This is a genomic window from Reichenbachiella sp. (genome assembly GCF_039944555.1).
Lineage (GTDB): Bacteria > Bacteroidota > Bacteroidia > Cytophagales > Cyclobacteriaceae > Reichenbachiella.
This window is the reverse complement of record NZ_JBDUYN010000006.1, coordinates 879301-904123: the sequence shown is the minus strand read 5'-3', so window position 1 is coordinate 904123 and position 24823 is coordinate 879301. Positions and strand designations below refer to the sequence as shown.

At 41.7% G+C, this 24823-nt stretch carries 19 protein-coding genes; 5 read left to right on the top strand and 14 right to left on the bottom strand.

The window, feature by feature from the left end; genetic code table 11:
* Positions 1 to 1899 carry a malate synthase gene (locus ABJD64_RS08360; protein ID WP_348180343.1) on the bottom strand — a complete coding sequence of 633 codons (1899 nt, stop codon included), beginning with the start codon at positions 1897 to 1899 and terminating at the stop codon, positions 1 to 3.
* 115 nt (positions 1900 to 2014) lie between these two features.
* On the opposite strand from ABJD64_RS08360, the gene ABJD64_RS08355 reads away from it, so the two are divergent.
* Positions 2015 to 3481, top strand: coding sequence for a helix-turn-helix domain-containing protein (locus ABJD64_RS08355; RefSeq protein WP_348180342.1), 1467 nt, complete (start codon positions 2015 to 2017; stop codon positions 3479 to 3481).
* A 193-nt stretch (positions 3482 to 3674) separates the two neighbouring features.
* Here the strand turns inward: ABJD64_RS08355 and ABJD64_RS08350 are convergent, their stop codons facing one another.
* From ABJD64_RS08350 to lpdA, 3 genes are all read right to left on the bottom strand, one after another.
* Entirely contained in the window at positions 3675 to 4853 is a 1179-nt protein-coding gene (locus ABJD64_RS08350; protein ID WP_348180341.1) for a DUF418 domain-containing protein, read from the bottom strand.
* Between the two features lie 157 nt (positions 4854 to 5010).
* Complete coding sequence (locus tag ABJD64_RS08345) at positions 5011 to 6345, bottom strand: MFS transporter (protein WP_348180340.1); 1335 nt, start codon at positions 6343 to 6345, stop codon at positions 5011 to 5013.
* A gap of 76 nt (positions 6346 to 6421) precedes the next feature.
* On the bottom strand, positions 6422 to 7816 hold the full coding sequence (lpdA, locus tag ABJD64_RS08340; RefSeq protein WP_348180339.1) for a dihydrolipoyl dehydrogenase: 1395 nt from the start codon (positions 7814 to 7816) through the stop codon (positions 6422 to 6424).
* Between the two features lie 107 nt (positions 7817 to 7923).
* Here lpdA and ABJD64_RS08335 point away from each other — a divergent pair, with 107 nt between their 5' ends.
* Positions 7924 to 8082: a hypothetical protein gene (locus ABJD64_RS08335; protein WP_348180338.1), complete on the top strand. Its 159-nt coding sequence runs from the start codon at positions 7924 to 7926 to the stop codon at positions 8080 to 8082.
* A gap of 44 nt (positions 8083 to 8126) precedes the next feature.
* Here the strand turns inward: ABJD64_RS08335 and ABJD64_RS08330 are convergent, their stop codons facing one another.
* The 6 genes from ABJD64_RS08330 to ABJD64_RS08305 all read right to left on the bottom strand — a co-directional run bounded on the left by ABJD64_RS08330 (position 8127) and on the right by ABJD64_RS08305 (position 17579).
* Positions 8127 to 10052 (bottom strand): AAA domain-containing protein, encoded by a 1926-nt coding sequence (locus ABJD64_RS08330; protein ID WP_348180337.1) that lies wholly within the window; start codon positions 10050 to 10052, stop codon positions 8127 to 8129.
* 94 nt (positions 10053 to 10146) lie between these two features.
* Positions 10147 to 11976: an Ig-like domain-containing protein gene (locus ABJD64_RS08325; RefSeq protein WP_348180336.1), complete on the bottom strand. Its 1830-nt coding sequence runs from the start codon at positions 11974 to 11976 to the stop codon at positions 10147 to 10149.
* Positions 11977 to 12150: 174 nt separating this feature from the next.
* A complete protein-coding gene (locus tag ABJD64_RS08320) occupies positions 12151 to 13977 on the bottom strand; it encodes an Ig-like domain-containing protein (protein WP_348180335.1) in 1827 nt (608 codons plus the stop codon).
* A gap of 136 nt (positions 13978 to 14113) precedes the next feature.
* Positions 14114 to 14800 (bottom strand): HAD family hydrolase, encoded by a 687-nt coding sequence (locus ABJD64_RS08315; RefSeq protein ID WP_348180334.1) that lies wholly within the window; start codon positions 14798 to 14800, stop codon positions 14114 to 14116.
* Positions 14801 to 14899: 99 nt separating this feature from the next.
* Entirely contained in the window at positions 14900 to 17014 is a 2115-nt protein-coding gene (locus ABJD64_RS08310) for an Ig-like domain-containing protein (RefSeq protein ID WP_348180333.1), read from the bottom strand.
* A 112-nt stretch (positions 17015 to 17126) separates the two neighbouring features.
* Positions 17127 to 17579, bottom strand: coding sequence for a DUF1987 domain-containing protein (locus tag ABJD64_RS08305; RefSeq protein WP_348180332.1), 453 nt, complete (start codon positions 17577 to 17579; stop codon positions 17127 to 17129).
* Between the two features lie 193 nt (positions 17580 to 17772).
* Between ABJD64_RS08305 and ABJD64_RS08300 the strand changes: the two genes are divergently transcribed.
* From ABJD64_RS08300 to ABJD64_RS08290, 3 genes are read left to right on the top strand one after another with little or no spacing between them, the layout of a single operon-like run.
* A complete protein-coding gene (locus tag ABJD64_RS08300; RefSeq protein WP_348180331.1) occupies positions 17773 to 18369 on the top strand; it encodes a GNAT family N-acetyltransferase in 597 nt (198 codons plus the stop codon).
* A gap of 2 nt (positions 18370 to 18371) precedes the next feature.
* Positions 18372 to 19145 (top strand): helix-turn-helix transcriptional regulator, encoded by a 774-nt coding sequence (locus ABJD64_RS08295; RefSeq protein WP_348180330.1) that lies wholly within the window; start codon positions 18372 to 18374, stop codon positions 19143 to 19145.
* A gap of 1 nt (position 19146) precedes the next feature.
* Entirely contained in the window at positions 19147 to 19494 is a 348-nt protein-coding gene (locus ABJD64_RS08290) for an MmcQ/YjbR family DNA-binding protein (protein WP_348180329.1), read from the top strand.
* On the opposite strand, the gene ABJD64_RS08285 is transcribed toward ABJD64_RS08290, so the two are convergent.
* The 4 genes from ABJD64_RS08285 to ABJD64_RS08270 are packed head-to-tail and all read right to left on the bottom strand — an operon-like array spanning position 19495 to position 24615.
* Positions 19495 to 20241, bottom strand: a complete 747-nt coding sequence (locus ABJD64_RS08285; protein ID WP_348180328.1) for a hypothetical protein — start codon at positions 20239 to 20241, stop codon at positions 19495 to 19497. It abuts the gene before it with no gap.
* Positions 20238 to 22502 carry a hypothetical protein gene (locus ABJD64_RS08280; protein ID WP_348180327.1) on the bottom strand — a complete coding sequence of 755 codons (2265 nt, stop codon included), beginning with the start codon at positions 22500 to 22502 and terminating at the stop codon, positions 20238 to 20240. The genes ABJD64_RS08285 and ABJD64_RS08280 overlap by 4 nt, the downstream gene beginning before the upstream one ends.
* A complete protein-coding gene (locus ABJD64_RS08275) occupies positions 22499 to 23527 on the bottom strand; it encodes a S8 family serine peptidase (protein WP_348180325.1) in 1029 nt (342 codons plus the stop codon). Before ABJD64_RS08275 ends, ABJD64_RS08280 begins: the two co-directional genes overlap by 4 nt.
* A complete protein-coding gene (locus ABJD64_RS08270; RefSeq protein WP_348180324.1) occupies positions 23524 to 24615 on the bottom strand; it encodes a hypothetical protein in 1092 nt (363 codons plus the stop codon). The genes ABJD64_RS08275 and ABJD64_RS08270 overlap by 4 nt, the downstream gene beginning before the upstream one ends.
* Between the last annotated feature and the right edge of the window lie 208 nt (positions 24616 to 24823).

Genomic DNA, 24823 nt, shown 5'->3' with positions numbered 1-24823 from the left:
CTAGGCATTTATATGAGAATTGGGTTCGAAATCAAGATTTTTGGTAATCCGCTGGCCTGTGGTGTTCAGCGTATGGTAGTATTTGGAGATTCGCTCTTTGGCAATTTCTAGATCTTGATTGTTTAGATTCAGATTGAGCAAATCAATATACCAAGGGCCTTTAATGTCAGAAAGAAGGTAAGTTTTCACGATCTCTCTGGCAATAGGCAGTGTAGTGATTTTGGAGTCGTTATGAACATCTCTATTACCGGCATCGAGCAGTTTTTGATATTCTTCAGCTAAAAGTTGATCAAATATTTCTTTAGTGAAAATGTCTCCCTTAGAGAGGCCCAAAGTTTCATCTGCTTCTGTGAGATGCGCTCCTTTGTGCAGCCACTCCCAGAGTACGCTGAGTCGAATTTCTCCTGTGGCCATGTCTTCCATGAGGTATAGCACATCATCATTGCCAAAGAAGTCAGCGGGCTTTAATGCCGCCGCCTGAAAACCTTGCAAGAAGGCGTTACCATATTGTAGGGCAACACTTAGCAAGTTTCTGCCGCCTCGGATGGCGAGTGGGGCAGGCTCGAGGCTGATGAGTGCTAGTCGATCAGCTTCGGCATAGGTAAGTGAACCGAATTTACGCCCCAGCTGATTAATCGCTCCGGCTTCTTCCCAAACCGGACGGATGATATGTACCATTTTCCAGTGGGCCACCCATTTGCCTGAGGCACCTGCCGCTTGCTCTCTTCGTGCTCCGGCTAAAGCTTTTTCCATACTGGCCTTAACTCCTGCAGCAGAGCCTACTGGAATGTTGGGTTCCATGCCGCCCTGCCACAAACTGAAATTGCCATTCTGGTCGCGGGTATTTACGGCCTTTCTTACCCGGTCTTCGTAGGCAGCCATGTATGCATAGGTCATGGTAATGGACTCTATATTAGGATTGATAAAATCGTCTATGCCACAGAGTGCATCAGCTACACTGTTGATATAGTCCCAGCGTCCTGTGTTGAACCCAACGAAATGAAGACCGAGTGCTGCTCTTATTTCGAGCAATTGGTAAGTAGCTTCCAATTGTTCTATAAGAACATAGGCCTTTATGGTTCCTTTTTCTAGTTCAAGGTAATTTTCGAGACTGTTGAGTAGCGTATTCCAGAAGGCCGCTTCTTCAGCGGTTTGAATTTTAGGCAAGTACAGCACGATGGAAGAACCTTGGTTTTGAAGTGCTTCGTAGTTATTGACTACAAAGAGCGTAAGATCTGTGATGGATGCTGAGAAGGACTCACCATTTTCCATGACTATGTGACGGTCGTCAAGATGCAATCCCCGAGCTCGAAAAATCAAGGTCGTAAAATCCAATTGTTTTTCCCAGTTGTGGATAATGGCGTGTCCCAAGAAGTCTTGGGCCCAGGTGTTCATTTCCTGAGATACATTTTTAGCTACATTTAAAAATCGTGGGTTCCGGCGAATGGCCAGCTTCAGATTGCGCTGATTGTCAAGAGACATGGTGTTGATCTGGCCCAAGGCATCCTCACCATCGAACATCCACCCATCGGCACCGGATAGCAGTGCATAGGCTACATTTCTAATGCTTGATTCTAATGTTGCATTGGGCTTGGCTGCCGGGCCGGTGCCTTGTATCCATTGCTTTTGTAGATCATCAGGTATCGTGCTGCATTCAAAATTGCCAGATCGGATGTCGGAAACAAGAAGCTGCTCAGATCCAATTCGGTCGTTATCTGATAAAAATTTTGGAAGTTCCTTGTTGGCTATTCGCTTTGCTCGGCGCTGGTTTCTTTCTTCCATCAGTGCTTTCTGCTTTTCATTGAAGGGAGCCAAGGCTTCCAGGGCTCCTAATACCTCATCTGTGTAGATGTCGGGGAAGGCGAGAAGCCTGTCAGGATTGATATAGAGTTGTGACATAGGTTGCGTATTTTTCTTCAAATATATAAAATTATTCTAAAAGCGGAAATTCCGCTAATTAATTTATTTCCTTTTTTTGATCTATTTTAGCTTACTTAAAGCATACAAAAGGCGAATGATCAGCGATAACGACATTGTAAAACTTATCCTAGGCTTCAAAATCAAGCATTTACGCTTGCAGCAAGGAATTTCCTATCAAGAATTGGCTAAGTCCACAGGCATGTCGGTTTCTTATTTGAATGACATAGAAAAAGGAAAGAAATATCCGAAACCGGATAAAATTAGTGTCTTGGCTCAGGCATTTAAACTGGATTATGATGAGCTGGTCAGTACACGGGCGGATAAAAAACTTCGGCCTGTGATTGAATTGTTGAATTCAGGCTTCTTCAAATTCTTTCCTTTGGATGAATTTGGGATAAGCCCTGACAAGCTGATCGATGTCTTCAGTAACTCACCTGATCGGATCAGTGCCTTTATCAGTACCATATTGAAAATGGTGCGAAGCTATCAGATAGAGAAGGAGCATTTCTATCGTATCGCGCTTCGCTCATATCAGGATATGCACGACAACTATTTCCCTGACCTGGAGGAGGCTGTACAGTCATTCAAAAAGGAAATGAAGCTGAAGAACAAAGTCCCTTACGGCTATGATCGGCTTGCTGATATGCTACGGCGGCAATACGACATTACTATAGATCGTACAGGGCTAAGTAAAAACAAGAAACTCGGTGCATTCCGGTCTTATTATCAGGCGGAAAAGAAGGTGCTGTATATCAATCAAGGGTTGTCAGATGGGCAGGAGAATTTTATCCTGGCCAAGGAAATTGGTTTTCAATATCTTGAGCTGGGGGAACGCTCTTACGAAACACAGCTTAACAAGGAGGCCTCATTTGAGAAGTTGTTGAGCAATTTTAAGGCGTCCTACTTTGCGGCAGCTCTACTGATGGATGCAGCTGAGATGGTTAAAGACGTGGAGTTGATCGCACGATCCACTACCTGGAAACCTAGTCTGATTGGGAACTTGCTTCAGAAGTATCAGGTCACACCTGAAACACTCTTGCAGCGGTTCACTAACATTTTACCACATTATTTCAATATCAAAGATCTGTTTTTTATCCGCCTGAAAAGCACCAATGATCTGATCAAATATGACATTACCAAGGAGCTGCATTTGTCTCAACTGCATAAGCCTTATCGTTCAGAAATGAGTGACCATCTATGCCATCGATGGGTGTCGATCAGCTCTATCAAGAACATTCGGAGCAAAAAGGCTGATCACATCATTGATGCTCAAATGTCCGACTTTTGGCAAACGGATAGCGCCTACTTCTGTATCTCAATAGCCGAACCTGACAATTACAAAGGGGACGGGGCAAGTAGTATCACGCTAGGACTACTGATGACGGATGGACTAAAGGGAACTTTCAATTTTATTAAAGACCCAGGACTGAGAAAGAAAACAGTCCATAATACCTGCGAACGTTGCTCAATTCCTGATTGCGACAATAGAGTGGCCCCGCCAACCCATGTAGACAAAATGCAATTAGAAGAAGAGTTGGCCCTGGAGCTGAAGCAACTTTAAATAGGGGAAAACCTTTCTTATTCTTATGATTTATGCTCAAGTCGTAAAAATATCTCTATAATACTTACAAAAGTGAATAAAATAATTCGCGATGGAAAAAAATAAGCTTGGAAGTCTTGAGGACGGAGTAGGTATTCAATGATAATAATGGAGTGTTACGACGAGGAGGTTTGAAACAGCCATTTTTAAGGCCTCAATGAGACCAAATCCAGGTCAGCTTATGCCAAATGCCTTCCAGTGGACCATGTTTGTATCTATTACTCCACCAGGTACATCCATATCCCATTAATATTGAAAGCAGAATGCCTATTAACAGGCCATATGTAGCTCCGGTGTACTGGTACCAACCCAATCCATAGCCATAATAGAGGCTAGAACCAATAATCGACTGAAAGACATAGTTCGAAAGACTCATTTTACCTATAGGTGAAAAAAGGCTTAGTATTTTTTGTCCAGTTTTTGAGTGAAAGAGTAATACGAATCCTGATACCAAAACAAACATAAAGCTAAGGTTCGACCACGATGTTTCGATCGTACCAAAAGATCGTCGGATGGCGTCATTCGTGATCAATTCATCTAGATTATTTTTGACTAAATACAAGGGAATAAAGATTGTGAGTGATACAACTAGTGTTCGATTCCAGAAAGTATTGTTCTTCTCGTTCCATTCAAAAAGTCCTTTTCTACCTAAGACCATACCGAATAAAAACAATGACGCAATGTGGAAAAACCTTCCATTTTCCCAGTTCCACAACAAAACCGCTTTTTTGCCATTTGTGAGGTTGCCAATCCATGTAGCCACCATCGAGTCTCCACTGATGTACTCGCTCATTTTTCCAAAATAAGTCCATGACACAGGGTCTGCTATCGCTGCAGGCGGATTCTGAACGATTTGCGATAGGTTTAGCCATTCCATGGGCTGTAGAAAAAGAAATATAGCCAGGGTCAAGATCATTCTATTACCGAGATAAGAGGCCGGAATCAGCAAAAATCCAAGAGCGGCATAAATAGTCAAAATATCACCCTGAAAGAAAGCGGAGTTGACCAGGCCAAATCCAAAAAGAAGAACCAATCTCCAGGCAAATATTGGATTGAAATTTTTGCCCCGTTTGGCCTGATTGTTTGATTGAATAAAAAAGGTTAACCCGAATAACAAAGCAAACATGGCATAGGATTTCCCACCGAAGAGAAAGAACAAGGTATCCCAAATATATCCATCCAAGGTATACATCCAGTCAGATAATCCGGGTGCGGTAAAGTAGACATCGAAGTGTTCGATGTTGTGCAATAGCATAATGGATACAATGGCAAAACCACGGAGGGCGTCGATGACATGCAATCTTGAAGTTGTGGACTGTTCGTGAGAATTCAAAGCTTTTTTATTAAGGTTTATCCGAACATTAATATAGCCCGCTTTATGACCTTATGCCAGAGTCAGAATTGATCTGGGAGATTAGTCTTGCTATTTCGGGAAATTAGCCAGTATAATGGCTGGAATGTAGAGGTAGGGTTAAGGCAGTATAAAAAGGTTAAGATGCTGTCTGCCTAAACTTCTCTTGAGGGTTATTAGCCCAGTATCCTCCAACCGTGAGAAGTAGAAAAATAACAAAACAAAACCAACCTGCCAGATCATAGGAATTGGTAAGGGCCAGAGATTCACTAAAGGCAAAGGGGCCAACCGAACTGCCTAATACAACAAAAGTGATCGCCCGACCAGAGATCGCTCCCAGGTGCAGGATACCATAAAACCTTGGCCACACCACAGACAGCATCACACCATACAACCCTAACATGATGCCATTTCCTGTAATTAGCACATAAATCATCCAACTCCATTGATCTAAAAAATTCAGACCTATGATAGCGATCATCGACCCTATACCCATGACATAAAGCAAATATTTTAATTTGATATAATCACTCAAACTACTTACCGATAGCGTCACAATAACGGCTATAACAGAAGAGGGTAAAAAAATGGAGATGGCCGTACTTCTCAAATAACCACTGGTTTCGAATATAGATACGATATTGAAGGTAAATCCGGTCCAATAAAAGGCCTGCATGGCGAGCATCATTGCAAATACCCAAAAAGGAAAACTTTTCATGGTTTCTTTTAGGTCGTACTGCTTGACTACTGGAAATCTGTTGGTTCTTGTTTTCTTTTCTTTGAAATTGCCATCCGGCTTCAGGCCGCTTTTTTCAGGGTCATCTCTAAAGAAAATTAAAATGATCAGAGGAAAACCTAAGCCAGCAATGATGGATAAAATGACCCAGGCGTCTTTCCAACCGTAATCCAAAATTAGCATTTCGAAAAAGACCGGGGCAGACGAAAAAGTGAGCGAAGTAACTACGTTTGAAAATCCCATGGCAAAACCTCTTCGCTTTTCGAACCACTTCATCATCATGTTTCGCGATACCATGGTCAGAGCACCTTGACCGGTAAATCTAAGTGCGGCAAAACCGATGTACATAATAAAAAAATTACCGATTCGGCCTTCCAAAAACCTTGGCAAGTAGCTTTGAAGAACGTCAGTTTGGCTTAAAAATACCAGGGTGATGGCCATGCCGATTGAGGCAAGAATGGCGATAGGTCTAACGCCATGCTGATCGTATTTGATGCCTACCCAGGTCAGAAATGATGCACTGGTAACGGTGCCACACATATAAGCGAATCCCAACTCACTTCTACTCATCCCAAGTGCCTCAATCAGGCTGTCTGTGAAGGTGGATACACCCATGGTCTGCCCCGGAATACTCATTGATATTCCCATCGTACCTAGCACAATAATGGGCCACCCATAGAAAAAAGGAAGTTTACCGGGGTGGAAAGGCCAATTTGAGAATGGAGTATTTTTAAGCATAAGAGAGTGTTTACGGAAAGGCACAAAAAAAGCTCAGCGAAAACTGAGCTTTTTCTAATCTAAATTTTTCTACCAGTTATAGGTGAACTGCTTCTCCATACGCATCTTCCACTGCATCTTTGATGGCCTCAGACATGGTAGGGTGAGGGTGAACCGCCTTCATGATTTCGTGTCCTGTAGTTTCCAGTTTACGTGCGACTACAGCTTCAGCGATCATTTCAGTTACGTTAGCACCGATAAGGTGACAACCTAGCCACTCACCGTACTTGGCATCGAAGATCACTTTTACAAAACCTTCTGAATTTCCACCAGCTTGGGCCTTTCCGGAAGCCGAGAATGGAAATTTGCCTACTTTGATTTCAAATCCAGCCTCTTTGGCTGCTTTTTCTGTCATCCCTACAGAAGCAATCTCAGGAGAGCAGTAAGTACAACCGGGGATGTTGCCATAATCTAGAGGCTCAGGAGACTCTCCACAGATTTTTTCAGCACAAATGATAGCCTCAGCTGAAGCCACATGAGCGAGTGCAGGCCCATGAACAATATCACCAATGGCATAAATACCTGGGATGTTAGTTTTGTAGTAGTCATCAACCAATATTTTTCCTTTGTCGGTCATTACACCTACATCTTCCAGGCCAATGCCTTCGATGTTGGAGGAAACACCTACCGCTGAGAGTACAACATCACAATCGATTTGCTCTTCGCCTTTCTTGGTCTTCACAGTCACCTTGCAAGTTTTGCCTTTGGTGTCAACTGCAGTTACCTCAGAACCAGTCATGATTTTCATACCTGATTTCTTGAATGATCTGGCCAGTTGCTTAGAAATGTCTTCGTCTTCTACCGGTACGACATTGGGTAAGTATTCTACTATAGTAACCTCAGTACCGATCGAGTGGTAGAAGTAAGCGAACTCGACTCCAATGGCTCCGGAACCTACAATTACCATTTTCTTTGGCTGCTTAGGTAAGTTCATGGCTTCGCGATAGCCAATGATTTTTTTGCCGTCTATAGGCAGATTTGGCAGTTCTCTTGATCGTCCGCCAGTCGCTACAATGATATTGTCGGCTGTATAGTTTTCAGATTTACCATTGTCGTCAGTAACTACAACAGTTTTGTTGGCAGCCAACTTACCGAATCCAAGTAATTGATCGATCTTATTCTTCTTGAAAAGGAACTGGATGCCTTTGCTCATACCATCTGCCACACCTCGACTTCTTTTCACCATACCACTAAAATCAGCTTTTGCGTCCTTTACAGTAATACCATAATCTTGGGCGTGTGACAAGTAATCAAATACTTGAGCACTTTTGAGTAGGGCTTTGGTAGGGATACATCCCCAGTTGAGGCAAATACCACCGATTTCGGCCTTTTCTACTACTGCTACTTTTTTTCCTAATTGAGATGCTCTGATCGCCGCGACATAACCTCCTGGTCCGCTACCGATCACTATAAGATCATATTTATTTGCCATAATTTTTGCTTTGTGGATAATAACTCGGCTGGCCCGTCAGCCTCAAAAAACTAGCGCAAATTTAATCGCTTTGCTAAGAGAAAAAAACTTATTTAGAATAGTGAATAATGAGAATTCTTTGTACAACCGGCAAAGACGGATTCGAAGATATTGCCATCACTGCGAGGAGGTATGACGAAGCAGTCTCAAGCAAGGACATGAAATCAAACTGTTGGGTGTCATTTAGAAGGTTGAGGTTGCCTCACTTCGCTCGCAAAGACGCCTAAAAAGCATGAGCAGTTCAGACTGTAAAAAAGAATAACAAAGAAGTCTACCCCATCCACTCAAAAGCACTGTGATAAGCGTCGATTTCGTTGATGTAGTCTAAAAAACCTTCGTAAAACGGATGTTGAGCAATGGTTGCACTGTCACCGATCACTACGAGCTTCTTTCTGGCACGAGTGAGAGCCACATTCATGCGACGTGTATCAGAAAGGAAACCAATTTCGCCATTTTCATTAGATCGTACCAGACTAATGTAGATGATATCGCGTTCCTGGCCTTGAAAAGAGTCTATGGTATTCACCGCAATTTTATTGGCAGTTGGCTCGTCAAATTCCATAGATGCCAATTGCTCCTGCATCGCAATGACCTGTGCTTTGTAAGGAGAAATGATGCCTGCACTGCCTAGTTCATCAGACTTTTCCATGGTTGCTAAGCTCAAGAGATAGTTTTTCAGATGTTTAAAAAGTAGATCTGCTTCTTCGGTATTGAATGAACTTCTGGTTTCCGAATCCACTTCCTCGAAATAACCACAGCCGGCGGTATCAATGAACTCAACGGTTTGGTCTTCGCTGAATACTTTCCAATTTTTCACCGTTTCATTAGCAAGCAATTGATCTTTGTAGAAGGCTCGACTGCTGAAATTCATGATTTGCTCATGCATCCGGTATTGCTCCCGCAGCATGGTATCCGCCTGATTGCGTTGGATTGCTTTTTCAAATAGGGTGACTTCCAGTCCGGCCTTTGCCGCTTCGAAAGATTTGATCGTAGGCGGTAGCTGGCAATGATCACCTGCAAAAATGACCCGATTGGATTTCAATATCGGAATCCAGGAAGCTGGTTCTAAGGCTTGAGCAGCTTCATCGATGAATACAGTCTCGAAGGTCATCCCTTTTAGCATCTGGTTATTGGCGCCAACCAGTGTACAAGCTATAACCTGGGATTTGCCAATGATGTCATTCACGATGTAGTAGGAGAGATGTTCGGCCTGAACCTTCAGGGCCCGAGCCTCATCCTTTAGCGCCTTTCGCTGTTTTTTTTCAGCGTGACCGAAACTGCGCTTGAATTTGCCGGCCATAGCAAAGTATTCATCAGCTTGTTTGCGCAAGGCTTTTAAGTCTTTGTAATCTTTATGGTTGGCAATTTTTGCATCGAGCGTTTTGCTGAGAATTTCTTCAGTTACCCGGGCTGGATGTCCTATTCTTAGTACTTCCACTTTCTGCTCTCCGAGTTTTTCAGCTAATAAGTCAACGGCCGCATTACTTGGGGCGCAAACCAATATTTGCTCTTCTGATTTTAACGTTTCCAGAATGGCCTGTACCACGGTGGTGGTTTTGCCTGTTCCTGGAGGCCCATGAATGATGGCTAAATTTTGTGCATTGTGTATTTGGTGCAGCGCAGCATTCTGACTGTTGTTCATCCCGAGGTCGCGAATGGTTTCATGATTGGAGAACTGAGCAGATTTGTCTCCCAACAGGATTTCTTTGAATGCTTTGATTCGATCTTCTTTGGTATTGAGCAATGAAGTCAGGGTCTTCTCCATTTCCCTGTAGGCATTTTCATCGAACAGCAATTGAACGCCTAGCTGTCCATGATGCAGCCAATCTGGTAGATTGTCAACATTCATGGTAATGTACATATTCGATTTAGTGACGGAATTTACCACTCCATTTACTGCATCCTCATGATCTCCAAGCCCGGCGCTGTTGGAAAACAGGCTAATCAATTTACCTGATTGGAATAAATGAGCATCTGTATGCTCCGGAGGCCTTGAAATTTTAACTATCAGTCTTTCACCAGCGTCATATTTTGTTTTTTCTAGGTTGATAGGATACCAACAAACACCTTTTTTTCTGCGCTCTTTTAATGAGGTTCCGGCCATTTTTTGGCGGTATTGTTGGAGGTCGGCATCTTTCTCTTTTTTGAGAAGGATTAATAAGTTCTTAAGCTCTTCCTGAATGTCTTTCTTCGGCATCTGATCTAAGTAGATAGCGAAGATAGATGATGCATATGTGACTTAATAATAATTTAGATACAAGCAGATCACATTTGTTTTTTTGATATTTGATTTACAACACGACAACATTGATGTCTATATAATCCGTTTGTCCTGATGCTTCGTTGGTGACTGTCACTCTACTCTCGTCGTTCAACAAAGTTGTTACTACACCTCCGTCAACTGATACCGCAGGGTACATGGTGGCGTTTCCATTTGTGTCAGTAACAGTCCAGGTTAGTGTTTTATTACTTGTAGTCGTCGGAGTAAAGTTTACTAATAAGGTCACGCTACTTCCATTCAAAAGATTGATTTTTTTGTCGGTGATGGTTTGCCCGTCAATATAAATTTCAATTCCGGTGGCTAATATTGAGTTAACCGAAAAATTGGCCGTTCCTACAACACTTCCTTCTCCATTCTCCGATGTGGCTGTGACATTGATTCCACCGCAGGCACTATACGCAGCTATGCCCGTGACCAAACCGTCTTGGTCGACTGAGGCATAATTTGATACGGGAGGTACATCACATAAATTATTTACGTGAGCAACATTCCAGTAAAGTTTTTTCTCATTAGGACTGGCATTTACTGGTAAAATTGTTGCAGTAATTTGTTGTGTTCCATCAGGGTCTATAGTAAAGGAGGCAGGGTCCAAGGTAATACTAGTTACCAACACCTTAATAATATTGATATCTGCGGATGCCGTAAAAGTATTGTCCCCATCTACCACAGTGGCAACGACTTTTACACAGGCGTTGCATGGATTTCCGCCTGTGACTGCACCATTCTGATCCACTGTGGCAAAGTCTTCAGGAAGGAGCGTGAAATTGGTTCTCATATTGTCGCCGACATTTGTAAATTCCACTGACCACGATACCGCCTGATTAAAGGCATTTGACGGAGTAATGGTTGCATTCAATTGGATGGTTTCAGTTCCGTTGATCTCAATTACCCCTGTCCCCGTACCAATAGCAACACCAGTTACCGCCACATTGGTTATGGAAATACTAGCACTAGCTGTGAATTCACCGTCGGTAGTGGTTACGGTTACCACAACACTACCAGCTGAGACAGCTGTAACTAGTCCGGTTTCGGTAACAGTAGCTATATCTGTAGGGGCAACTTCGTTGTTTTTGGAGGCAGAAGGAAATGCCACAGACCAGGTTACCCCTTTTTCGGTCGCATTCTCGGGAGCGATCGTGGCAGTAAGTTGGACTGTTTCACCCACTTCGAGGTTGGCTTCGTTTTGGTTCAGTGTAACACCAGTAACTGGAATCCCGGAAATCACTACACTCGTACTTGCGGTGAAATCACCGTCTTTGGTTTTTACCACTACGTTTACTTCTCCTGGTGACACAGCGGTCACTAGCCCTTCTTCACTGACAGTAGCAATATCTGAAGGTACTGTTTCATTACTTTTACCTTCAGACGGGAATTCAACAGACCAGATCAGTTCTTTTTCCGTGGCATCTTCTGGCGCAATGGTTGCGGCCAACTGAAAGGTTTGACCTATTTGTAGCGCCACGGATTCTTCATTTAATGACACTCCGGTAACTGCTATGTTAGCCGCTATCACGGTCACGGCGATGGTTGCTGACTTATTGGTGTTCGTTTCAGTGGCTTCTATCGTTGCATTTCCAACGCCAACAGCCGTGAGAGTGACTCCGTCTACAGTTACAACTTCTTCGTTATCTGATGTAAATGAAACTTCGGCCTTACTAGCATCCTCACCTTCAATGGTGAGATGATCATTTAGATTGACAGAGGTACCTTCAATAACCTCAACTGAGGCAGCATCGAAAGAAAAGCTCGTGATTTTGATTTGTGGTTCGTCTTCTGTGCAGCTGGTTAAAAGTGAAAAAATAATCAGAGCACTCAATAGGATTGAGTTTAGCTTCTTCATGAGAAATGGTGGATTGTTTTGTACAATTTAATGTTTTTCTATCACTAATTATAGTATTGAGTTCGAAAGTCTGTTACTGTATTATGCGACCAATTCGATGTTTCAATAGGAAGAGGCAGGTGGCTCTGTTACTTTCTCAAATCATCAAGAGGTTACTTTTTTCATTGCAAGAAGTTAGCCTGCACAGTCTTTAGTTAATACCACAGTAATTGTGGTAGCAATACCGGAGCCATCATTAGCCGCAGCCATTATTTGTGTTGTGTAAGTTCCATCAGGCAGTGCAGTATTATAGGTGAGTTTCCCCGTGCCATCGATAGTGACGACACTATCGTCTTCTACGCTCCAGCTTACCGTATCATTACTCGCATTTCCAGGACTAACGGTAATTCCCAATTGGTAAGTCCCACTCAGGCAATAGTTTAACTGCAGGTCCCCAGTGACTGGCCCACCTGCCGCTGTATTGATAGTTAGTCCAGTAACCAATTGCACAACATCAAAATCAGTAGAACCTGTCGGTCCGTCGGCCGAGGTAGCGACCACCGTAAGATCATAACATCCAGGGTCGATTTGGCCAGTGACTAGCCCATTTTCGTCTACTGTAGCATAAGTCGGAGCGGATATTGCTGTTCTGCAATTGGCACTTGAAGTTTCAATAGTCCAGGAGATATTTTTATTGCTGGCATTGACAGGTAAAATGGTAGGTGTCATTTGCTGTGTTTCTCCCGCGTTTACCGTAAATGATGATGGGGCCAGCGTGATACTAGTTACAGGCACGTAAAGGACCTTGACACTGGTAAAAGCTTCGATAGATCCGTCCTCACTGGTAGCTGTAACTATCAAGCCACAGGATGTACATTCGCTTACGCCTGTAATAAGCCCATTTTCGTCAATTGTAGCGTAATTGGTAGCGACCGGCGCACTTATTTCAGTTCTCGCCTGACCAAAAGGGTCGACTGGAACCAATCCCATGGCCCAGGTAATGTTTTTGTTAGTGGCGTTTTCAGGAGCAATTGTTGCCGACATTTGTATGGTTTCTCCAATATTGACTGAAACATTTGATTGGTCCAGGGTGATGCTGGTAACAGCCACATTAGTTATAGTGATATGAACACTTGCCGTATGGTTGCCATCAGTAGTGGTTGCGGTTACCACTATATTACCAGCTGAGATAGCTGTAACTAAGCCTGTTTCGCTGACCGTGGCAATATCCGTAGGTGCAACTTCACCGATTTTGCTCTCCGAAGGAAAGTCTACTGACCAGCTGAGTCCTTTTTCGGTAGCACTCTCGGGGACAATCGTGGCCACCAACTGAAGTGTACCTCCTACCTTGAGGTCGGCGGTTTCACTATCTAAAGTTACCCCTGTAACAGGAATACCTGAGACCACTACATTCGTACTCGCAGTGAAATCACCATCTTTGGTTTTTACCACTACATTTACTTCGCCAGGTGATATGGCAGTCACCAATCCTTCTTCACTGACGGTCGCAATTAAGGTAGGGTCATCTTCATTTTTTTTACCTGTTGAAGGAAATTCTACTGACCATATCAATCCTTTTTCTGAGGCGTTTTCAGGTGCAATGGTGGCTGTCAACTGTTGCGTGCCGCCAATGACCAGTTCAATAGATTCCTGATCCAGAGATACTCCAGTAACAGCCACATTGGCTGCAATTACTGTTACCTCAATGGTGGCTGATTGATCCGTGTTGGTCTCTGTTGCCGTAATTACCGCTTCACCTACACCTATTGCACTGAGCGTTAACCCATCAACAGTGACTATTTCTTCATTGCTTGAGGAAAAAACGACTTCTGCCTTGCCGGCGTCCTCACCCTCAATGGTGAGATGGTCGTTTAAGTTGACAGAGGTTCCTTCAACAACCTCAACCGAGGCAGTATTGAAAGAAAAACTTGTGATTTTAATTTGTGGTTCGTCTTCTGTGCAGCTGGTTAAAAGTGAAAAAATAATCAGCGCACTCATTAGGGTTGAGTTTAGCTTCTTCATGAGAAATGGTGGATTGCTTCATTGAACAATTTAAGGATTATTTTGCAATTATCTAATTTAATTCGATGGAATGTCTTCTGCTGTCGGTTGATGACAGACTGGGTTTGATTAGTGTTGATTAAAGATTCCTAAGACATTAGGAAAAATGCACAAGCAAGTCCGTGATTTTTTCCAGAGAGTGAAAGTTATTGTGTTCGATTTTACGATCAACGTGCTCATGTGCCCAGGTGACATGATAGGGGACATGAAAGGCAGTGCCACCCATTTCTAATACGGGAAGTACATCTGATTTCAATGAGTTGCCGATCATCACGAACTCTTCGGCTGCGATGTCCAGTCGCTTGAGCAGGTGTTCATAATTTTCCTCCTTCTTTTCTGACATAATTTCAATGTGGTGAAAATACTTTCCAAGACCTGATTTCGTCAATTTTCTGTGCTGATCTAGCAAATCTCCTTTTGTCGCCAAAACCAGCCGATATTTCCCATAAAGTACTTTGAGCACGGACTCGGCATCGTCGATGAGCTCAACAGGCATCTGAAGCAACTCTTTACCGTAGCTGATAATCTTTTGGATATCTTCTAAACTGATGGTGTTATTGGATATTTGCATGGCACTTTCGATCATTGAAAGAGTAAAAGCCTTGATCCCATAACCGTATAGCTCTAAATTTTGCATCTCAATTCGAAAGAGTTCTTTAGAGAGCGAATGCTCAGGTAAATATCCTTCTAGCAGTGCATAAAATTTCTTTTCGGTTTCCCGAAAATAGGACTCGTTGTGCCAAAGTGTGTCGTCAGCATCAAAGGCGATAATTTTCGGATTCATACTGAAAATTTAATGTATCAGTTGGTATTAAAAAAGACCTGGCCGCACCAGGTCTTTTTTTATTGTTGTTGAAGTGAATATTCTATTTCCGGATTCAAACTAGCACCCGTTATAGGTAACTACTACATCAACTACATCAGATACCCCAGATCCATCGTTCGCCTTGACCGTTACTTTAACTGTTGCATTGGTCGGTACCGTTATTGATGAGTAGTTCAAGCTAAGTTTTCCAGTCGAATCAACAGTTAGAATGTCGGTATTGTCCGAACTCCAGGTTACCGTTTTATCAGAGGCATTGCCAGGACTAACGGTAACACCTAATTGGTAACTAGAGCAGTCGGGCATGTCAATTGAACCAGTGACTGGCCCGCCAGCGGCTGTATTGATGGTTAAACTGGTGACTGGAACTGTTACGTCAAACTCAACACCAACCGGTGAGCTCAAATCTGAAGAAGAGGCCTCCACTACTAAATTGTAATCACAATCATCAAAATAAGGATTAATCGCTGAGATAAGTCCATTGGCATCAACTGTTGCATAAGAGTCATAATCGATTGAAGATTGACCGCACAAATCAGCACCACCGCTATGGACTATTTTCCATGACAGGGTGGGATCTGTGGCATTGGAAGGCTCTATCGTGTATTGCATCTGATATGTTAGACCTTTATGAATGGAGAAAAGACTGGAAGGGCTCAATTTAATGCTTGTTACAGGTATATACTTAATGGCTACGTCAACTACTCCTGCCACCTGATTGTCAGTGGCGGTAGCCGTAGCTGTAAATGTACAACCGTCGCATCTTTGCTTGGCTTTTAACAACCCATCCTGGGTAATCTCAAGATAGGTGTCTACTGAGGGAGCTGCAACAGACGTGCGTCCCGCAGCTTGGACTAAAGCTACATTCCAAGTCACGGCTTTTACCGTCGCATTTTCAGGAACAATGGTGGCTGTCAATTGCACGGACTCATTCACATTGACTTCTATCGGATCAGGGCTTACAGCAACGCTGGTTACTGCAATATTAGTAACAGAAATAGTTGCACTGGCGGTGAATGACCCTTCATTGGAGGTAGCGGTTACTACTACGGTTCCAGCTGAAATAGCAGTTACCAATCCTGATTCACTCACAGTAGCAACATCTGTCGGCACTGCTTCATTGATTTTGCCCAAAGAAGGAAAATCAACGGACCAGGTTACACCTTGTTCGGTCGCATTAGCGGGTGCTATAGTTGCCATCAGTTGCACGCTACTGCCAACTTTAAGCTCAGCGGTCTCACTGTCCAGGGAAATGCCTGTCACTGAAATGCCTGATACTGTTACAGTTGTGCTTGCCGTGAAAGCTCCGTCTTTGGTAGTAGCAGTAACTACTGCCGTCCCTATGGAAACTGCCGTCACGAGTCCGGCATCACTTACGGTAGCAATATCCGTTGGCGTTACTTCATTGACTTTGCTTGAAGAAGGAAAACTCACAGACCAGGTTATACCTTGTTCGGTGGCATCGGAGGGTGCTATGGTGGCAGTCAGTTGTATGTTGCCTCCTATTTCAAGATCGGCAGTTTCAGCATCTAAGGAAATACCCGTAACGGAAATTCCGGTTATTGCCACGTTAGTACTGGCCGTAAATCCACCATCTTTTGTTGTTACAACTACTATTACCTCTCCGGGAGAAATGGCAGTCACAAGTCCGGCATCACTTACAGTAGCAATATCTGTAGGCACCGTTTCTTCACTTTTGCCGCCTGCAGGAAATTCAACGGACCAGGACAATTCCTTGTTGGTAGCGTTTTCAGGAGTAGGTGTTGCTGTAAGTTGTTCAGTATCTCCTATTTTTAAGTTAAGGGATTCTTTATCTAGCGATACGCCAGTTACGGCATTAGCTATTACAGTTACATCTATTGTTGCAGACATATCCGTATTGGTTTCCGTAGCTGTAATCACCGCTTCACCAAGGCTAACAGCACTGAGAATGACCCCATCTACAGATACGACTTCTTCATTGTTTGATGAAAAAATTACTTCTGCCTTACTGGCATCTTCACCCTCTATGGTGAGATGATCATTAAGGTCGACAGTAGTACCTTCTATTACTTCCACTGAAGCAGTGTCGAAGGAAAAGCTGGTAATTTTAATTTCTGGTTCATCCTCGTTGCACCCAACGAGGATAGTACTGATCATCAAGGTGGTGATAACCAGCGATTTTAAATTGTTCATGAGAAATAAGGTTTATTATTTGTAGGACAATTTAAAGTTAAATTTGGAATATATGAATGAGAATCGATCATATTCATGTTATCATCGACCACCATCGGTAAACTTTCGATAATTATCTACCAACCATCTCCAGTTCTACAAAATTGAATGGGATATGGCTAACAGTTTCATAATCTTGGCCAGCTTCCAGCATGTCTTCATCGTCATCTTCATAGTACCAGCTAATGCTCACCTGCAAGCCGTAGGCCTTAATGCTTTGGAGTATTTTCATTAAATCGAATAGACATTTAGCTGTGCTACTGTTGAAATAGGTCAAACAGATGTGAGCGGATAACTTGTCCATTCCTGTAAAGGCATAATTTTTTAGACCGGTGAAAACCAAGTTGTAGAACTTTATAGTATTCTCAGGGCTAGATTTCCCTTTTATAAGAAATAGCTCTTTTTCAGGATCTATAAGTACATATGGAGTAATTTTTGAAGGGTAGAGTTTGAGTTTTGACTTTTTAGAAACCTGCTCTTTGAAGAGCAAAGTCGTGACATGAGGGTTTTTCTTTTTCCTTTCCATAGCTGTGTTAATAAATATGTATCGCATCAAATAACGGCGAAAAGCCATCCTTGATAAAGGAAAACGTATTACCAAATGATGACCCCAGTGTAAAGCTTTGAGGATGACTTCTTTAGCTGAAATTATTGATATTGCCTACCCATCTTAATCGGATTTTTCTTTACTTGCTGATCCGAAATTACACTACCCTTTTATGAAGAATATCATTACTTATATAGAAACGCCGAACCTTATTTTGAGGCCATTTCAGACAGAAGATGCAGAAGTACTAAAGGAACGGCTAGATGATAACCTGGAGATTATGATGCCCTGGATCCCCTGGGCAAAGAATGAGCCAGAACCCCTGGAGAACAAACGCGATCGAATTCGGAGCTGGATAGGTGATTTTTATTCCAACAAAGAGTATAGTTATGGCGCATTTGAGAAATCATCGGGGGAATTCGTAGGAAGTACTAATTTGTTTGGAAGACGAGGTAAAGGAACGACTGAAATTGGGTATTGGATAGATCATCTTCAATCCGGTAAGGGGTATGCCACAGAAGTGACTTACGCTTTGACCAAACTTTCCTTCGAGCATATGAGAATTGAGAAGGTACTCCTTTACATTGACACCAGGAACATGGTCAGTCAGCGTATTCCGGCCAAGCTCAATTTTACACACGAATATACCTATCGGGAGTTAGTAAAAGGGCCTTCGGGAGAACGGTTAAAATTTCAAGTTTGGGTCATGTTTGTCGAAGAGTTCGAAAAAGTAGATAAATTCGAGGCTGTCAAGTTTAAAACAAGTTGATTTTGGAAGTAATCGAACAGGAAAATTTAATCTTCAAAGCCGGAGATACAGGTATTTATTTTGGTAAAGTGAATGACAATGCCAATCATCAACACTATGCCGTTCAGCTGACCATTTCTATATACGAAAAGTTTGAATTGCTAAGCGAGAAAAGTAAATATGTATCCGATTCAGTAATCATTCGGCCTCAGGTCTCCCATAGATTGGATAGCAAGGATCAGCCGGTACTCATTTTTCTTTTGAATCCAGCGAGTGCCGTCGGTCATTTCTTAGGAAAGCATCTGACAAGTGAGCCAATTGGAGAATTCGATGAGGAATGGATTGGTTACTTAAGAATGTTTGCCAAAGATTTATTGAAAAATGAAATAAACGAGAAGACGTTTTTGAGTGCTTGTATTAATTCAATGGCAGAGTTTGGAGATAGATGCCTTCTGGCCAAACACAATATTGACAAGCGGGTGCTTGCCTCATTGCAATATTTGGATCGTCATACTCGCGAGCTTATTCCCCTAAAAGAAATGGCAGCAGAAATGTGCTTGTCTGAGAGTAGGTTTCAGCATTTATTCAAAGAACATACCGGGATTTCTTATAGAAGAATGCAGCTATGGAAGCGCTTGATATCCTCTTTTGATTTGGTTCACAAGACGAAAACATTGACAGAACTAGCGCATCAGGCTGGATTCTCCGATAGTGCACACTATAGCAAAACCTTTAAGGAGTCTTTTGGTTTTGCGCCTTCAGAGGCATTTAACAACAGTCAGATACTCTTTGAATAAGATGAATATCGAAGAACTCCAAACTTATTGCAAATCCCTGCCAGGGACTACCGAAAGTGTAAAGTGGGAGAATGACTTATGTTTTTGCATTGCAGAAAAAATGTATGCAGTGGTGAGTTTATCAGGGGAGGATTGCTTGTCGTTTAAGACAACCGAAGAACAATTTGAAGTACTTATTGCCAGTAGTCATTTTGAATCTGCTCCATATTTGGGTAGGTACAAGTGGGTACACACTCGTGATTTCAAACTTATTCCTGATTCAGAACTTAAAGCTCACATCGATAGCTCTTATCAACTGATCAGAAGTAAATTACCTAAGGCCAAGCTAAAAAAATTGGAAAGCGAATAACTATTTTGGATCCTTTTTGGTCAACACACAATATTGCTCGGTCGAATAGATTCCAACAACCTTCACGTCAAAACTTGCTGATTCCATTTTCCCCGGGATTACAAATTCACTCAATCCTATATCTGAGTATTGGTTTCCCCAATCGTAAGTATAGCCAAGTCTTGTCCAGGGCATTTTTTCTTCTCCTTCATAAGAGCCGGCAAGTGTCTTATTATACCAATTAGTATACTTTTCTTTATAAGGCTTTGTAACTGTAACCGAATCATCAGGTAAAAATGTCCCAACTGTACGAGCATCTGGATTGGGAGTGGCCCTGTAAACATGATCCCACTTTGCCTTTACCTCTATGAAATACTGATTATTATTTGATGGGGACAATCCCAGCAATTGTTTTAATCTGGTACTGGCACTATCCGTGTCATTAAAGCCCTTCTCAATACAGAAATTTTTCAAATCGGGTACAGATGTGACCCACATGTCGAATCCTTTGACCACTTTAGGTTTTCCACTTGACCATTTGTCTTTATAATCTTGAAGATGCTCACTGGAAATCCATGTAACCATCACAACAGAATCACCTTTGAGTGTCCGAAGACTATCATAAAATTCTCTAGGTTCCATTTTTATGGCATCCTCGATGGCTTCCCTGTATAGTAAGGGTAGGCTCGCAGTTTCTGTCTTCTGGTCGCAGTCGCAGGAGAGGAAAAATAGAAAGGATGCTAAACCAAAATTTTGAAAAGGTCTCATCTTGCTACTGTTTTAAAATTCAGCAAAGGAATATCTACTGCAAAAAAGAACTTAAATGCGAGATTTGTTCCTTCTGAGGTAGTTGCTATATTATCAATCTTTTGCAGCTGAGGACCAATTTGTGCCCCAAGACCAAAAGAAAAAGGACTGTCTTTGGCGCCTACTACGCCAAAAAAGCCTGGAGAGAAAATATTGGCTAAGGTTATTTCAGGAATTTCTTCGGTGTCCGGGTCACCAAACCTATACGTAGTCACTGCACCTAAATCAATCAAGGAAATAAAGAAGGATATGGATGACTTTTTAGTCAGTTTTCCAGTGGTTTCATCTGTTTCGTCTCGTCCTTTGGAAAAGGCCACTCCAATTGGGGCGGTAACACCAAAATTGAATCCCAGGTTTTCCGTGACAGTATTATAAGATACACCAGGAGATAAGCCAACATAAGCATTTAACGATACATTATTCTTCGTCCTTCTCTTAATTGAGGAACTGCCTGCTGGTAGTGCTATAGATTCAATAATTTTTTGCACTTCATCTGAGTTCTCAGCTTTGGCAATACTGGCTGCGAGATTGCCATATTTTAGAAGTTTTGGTAATATCTCCTTGTATTTTTTTGTTAAACCGTCAGGAATATCATCTTTTTTGCCTGTGAAGAAGGTGCTTATCGCAGTTAGGCTTTCTTTCACTGCCTCTCTGTTGGGATCGTCGTAGGCGGCAACAAGGGTATTAACACTATTCTCTAACGCAATAAATTTTGCTTCCTTTCCTCTGTGGGCTCCTTGGAGTTTTAGAAAAGCAAATATTTCATCAGAAGCATCCTTGGCAGACTGTACATCAGTAACGCTAGCAATTCTATCGCTTAGCTCTTTAGTCTGTTTGATTGTCTCGACTAATTCGCCTTCGTAGGAGGGAATACTTTTCTCAAGGATTACATTTAGATTGATGATGGCACTGAAGTAATTTTTTTCTCTAACGTCCAGATAAAGATCTCCGGCAGTCTGAGCTATGTCAAAGTATTTGGTAAAACCTGCGACATCAAAATAGGCCAAACTTTTTACTGCCGGAATAGACTGAATCTTTAAACTATGCTCAATCAGGTCAATACTTGCATTGTAAAATTCATAGTGCTCTGAATATCCGGAGCTTGTGTCATCACTGGTATTCAACTCTATTATAGCTTTTAAATTTCTGTCAACCTGTTCCGCATTGGCAATAAGCGTTTTTAGATATGTTTTTATGGGCTCTTCATTGGCAGCGTATGCAGTATTGATGTTCGTTAGAATCTTTCGAAAGCCTTCTTCTGTTTTGCCATCTTTCGATTCAAAATTGATCTCGGCGCTCTGCTGGTACAAAAGTCCAAGATATATTCTTAAAGCTGCTTTGTTTTCAATTAGTAGTTTAAGTGAGTCTGAAGATACCCAATATCTGTCCTGCTGTTCCGATTTTAGAGATTGAGAAAATAGGTCGAGCAACTGTAGGCTGGGGGTGAAATTTCTTATGGTTTTGTCATTGAGATTTTCATCCTTTAGGGATGTAATAACGTCACCGGGATGTTTTCCGTTTTGCAATTCTTCTGCTATCAAAAGCGCATTGTTTAGTATCACTTTTATAGTAGGATTGATCTTGAAGTAGTCCCTGAGCCCCTCAGATTTAAGGAGTGTTCTTAAATTGGGGATGATATTTTTCAAGTCTTCTTGAAAAGTTTCTCTTAGCATATTGATGTAGCTAGAAAAATTATAAACATCCTCTCCAATCGCAAGAAGTAAAGAATATGTCTTAGGAAATATCGCTCTGAGTTCGTCTTGCTCGCCAAGTTCTTTCCTGAATTTTTCAAAAAAGGCAATATTCAATTCTTCCTTGGTACGTTCTACAAGAAATTTGGCCAGACCGTCTGCAAGATTAGTGACATTGAGGCCACCCACAGATCCGATGGTGCTTGAGGCAAGTGATTTAGCAGTTGTAGCTAAGGATGCTTCTTGTACAGATGAACTATATTCAATAAATGGATTTGGGTTGTCTCTAAAAAATTGAACAAGCTTTGCGTCTATTTCCTTCTCGATTTCAGAATCACCAATTGAGCTAGAATATCTATTAAAAATCCGACCTAATTCTACAACATTTTGGTTGGTAGATTCTATTTCAAACTTTCCGTCTTCACTAATCGTCCCAAAACTTTTGATAGCAAGGGCATCATAGTATGGAGTCTGGCAAAAACTCGCGATAGAGTAGAGGGTTAGAAATATTAGCAGAAAAACTTTTTTCATGGCTTGTATGGTTTGAATGAGGATATTTTGGTTTTGTTATTGATTTCAAATGATATACTTTCTAAGAAAGCAACTGTATTTTGCAATCGATTTGCGTCTTTGGGAATACTTCCGTCCTGAATTTTTCTAGCAACTAATGAGCTCACCGCAGCACAGTATGCACTATCCTGACTGACAGTAGCATCTAAGGCTTTACCAGCTATCGAATAAGATGAGATTGGTCTGTTCGGAAAGGCCACTGTGTAAGTAGATTCCAATCCTTTAGACAGAATGTCTGGAATTTTATAATCGTCAAAAGTTGCTACATTAATTACATTCTTTAAAAAAGAAATATTATTTCTGAAATTGTTTTCTCCGGCAGATACGATTACGATCACATGTTTTGCAAACAACTTGTCTATTTCTACTTGTACCTTTGGGATAAAGCTTGACTTTATGTCGATACTCATATTGACTATGTCAATTTTCGAAGACAGATTGAGGTCAATTTCATTCAGTGCATTTACCACACCTGTATTGTAGACTTTATCGTTGCTATCAGCTACTCTAAAACAGTACAAGTCAGACTTATTTCTTTTTACTGCGGGATCATCAGATGCAAGTATTCCAGCAATTCGATTTCCATGCGAGGTAAACCCTACCTTTGACTTGTTAGCCAAAAAACTATCATAGTGCTTAATTCTATCTTTTAGAAATGGATGTGTTTCGTTTACCCCGGAATCGAGATAGGCTATGCCAATGTCTGAGCCATCTCCTGAAAAACCTTTCATAAAGTCATCAAAGGAGATTAGGTCGCTATTCGTGTTATTGGTATCTTTTATTGTTACAAGACCTTCGACTCCACCGCTCCAAACATAAGACCCGTTTTTTAGTTTATACCAGACTTTATTATTGTCAATAGTGTCTCCATTGACGATTTCAACTATCTCAATTTCCTCATTTACCCTAAAGTAAGAAGGGTTTGGTGCATTTACACTTGGCTTTTGTGTACGTTCATTAAGGTTCACTTTTACTCTTGCCTTCATCCTTCTCTGTTTAAAACCTCCTGGTTTGAACCTGTATTTTTTGTACTGCCTTGAGCTGTCCTTGCCGGTTGCTGTACCGAACTTCGCAGCTTTACCAGCTTATTCAGCAGATCGAACCAAAATGGAGCACCCAGAGAAATTGCAAGTGCTGTTATGAAATAACCCAAAAAATCGGTGAAAAGTGTCGTCCAAAAACATTTGCACCAGGGCCACACAAATTCTGTGTTACCAAAACCCAGAACACTTTGGGCCTGGTCAATCTCAGCTTGTATTTCCTTTTTTTGCTCTTTATAAAAGGCCAGTCTGACCGAATCAGACATTTTTAGTAGCGATGAATCTGATACATTCGGTGTTTTTTCAAGATATGAAGAAGCCAGTTGGACCATTTGTTCTCTTGCATCTTTGTCTGTAGCTAGCTTGTTGGCCATTTTCAAAGTACTTGCATCGAACGATACGGCCATTACCAAGCCTATAATTAGCAACCATATTTGGTTGTAGCGCTTAAACCAGCCTATACTTCTTTCCTGAGTATCATCAAACCAGTTTTCAATCAGGACTTTAAACTTCTCCAAATCATTGTTGGCATCTTCTAACAACGATTGAATATGAGACTTGGTCTCTTCGTTGCCGGCTATAGCACTGATTCCATTTTGAATTTTGCTGAGTGGAGTTGTACCTACCTGATCTTTTTTAAGACTGTCCAGGAGTGCTTTCGAAAAGTTGGCCGCAGTCAGGTAAGAGGGTTTATTAAACAGTCCTCCGTGACTGAGGTATTTAATCGAGGGCTGATTATAAAAATCAAGGAAAAGCTTCTTTCGATTTTTTACTGATTCTATATCAATACCAACCTTATCGGTTATGATCAGCCATATACCCCAGAGAGAAGCGACAATCTTATTGTTCAACAAACGATGCTTACTGCTATACTCATCGTCTACAAGCATTCTATTGATTGAGTGCTTTAAGTTGCTTGCTCTAAGTCCAATCCAGTTGGAAATCATTTCCATAATAATAGTGGCGAATAGGCTGTAGAGCAAATACATAAATGCCAATCCAATAACCACATCAAGTGCTACGCTTCCAGTCATACTACTTTGTTAAATGAATGAATCTGATTATTGAGACTAATTCTGTTCGCGGGATGAACAATAGCCTGTTTGAACCTTAAAGGTGTGTGTGCTAAGTGCATTAGGTTGGGTTAAAAATTATGTACCAATGTATAATAAATTCAATAAACTACCTCATTTCCTACCCATAAGGAATGAAGACCCGATATACATTAATAATTAATTTTTT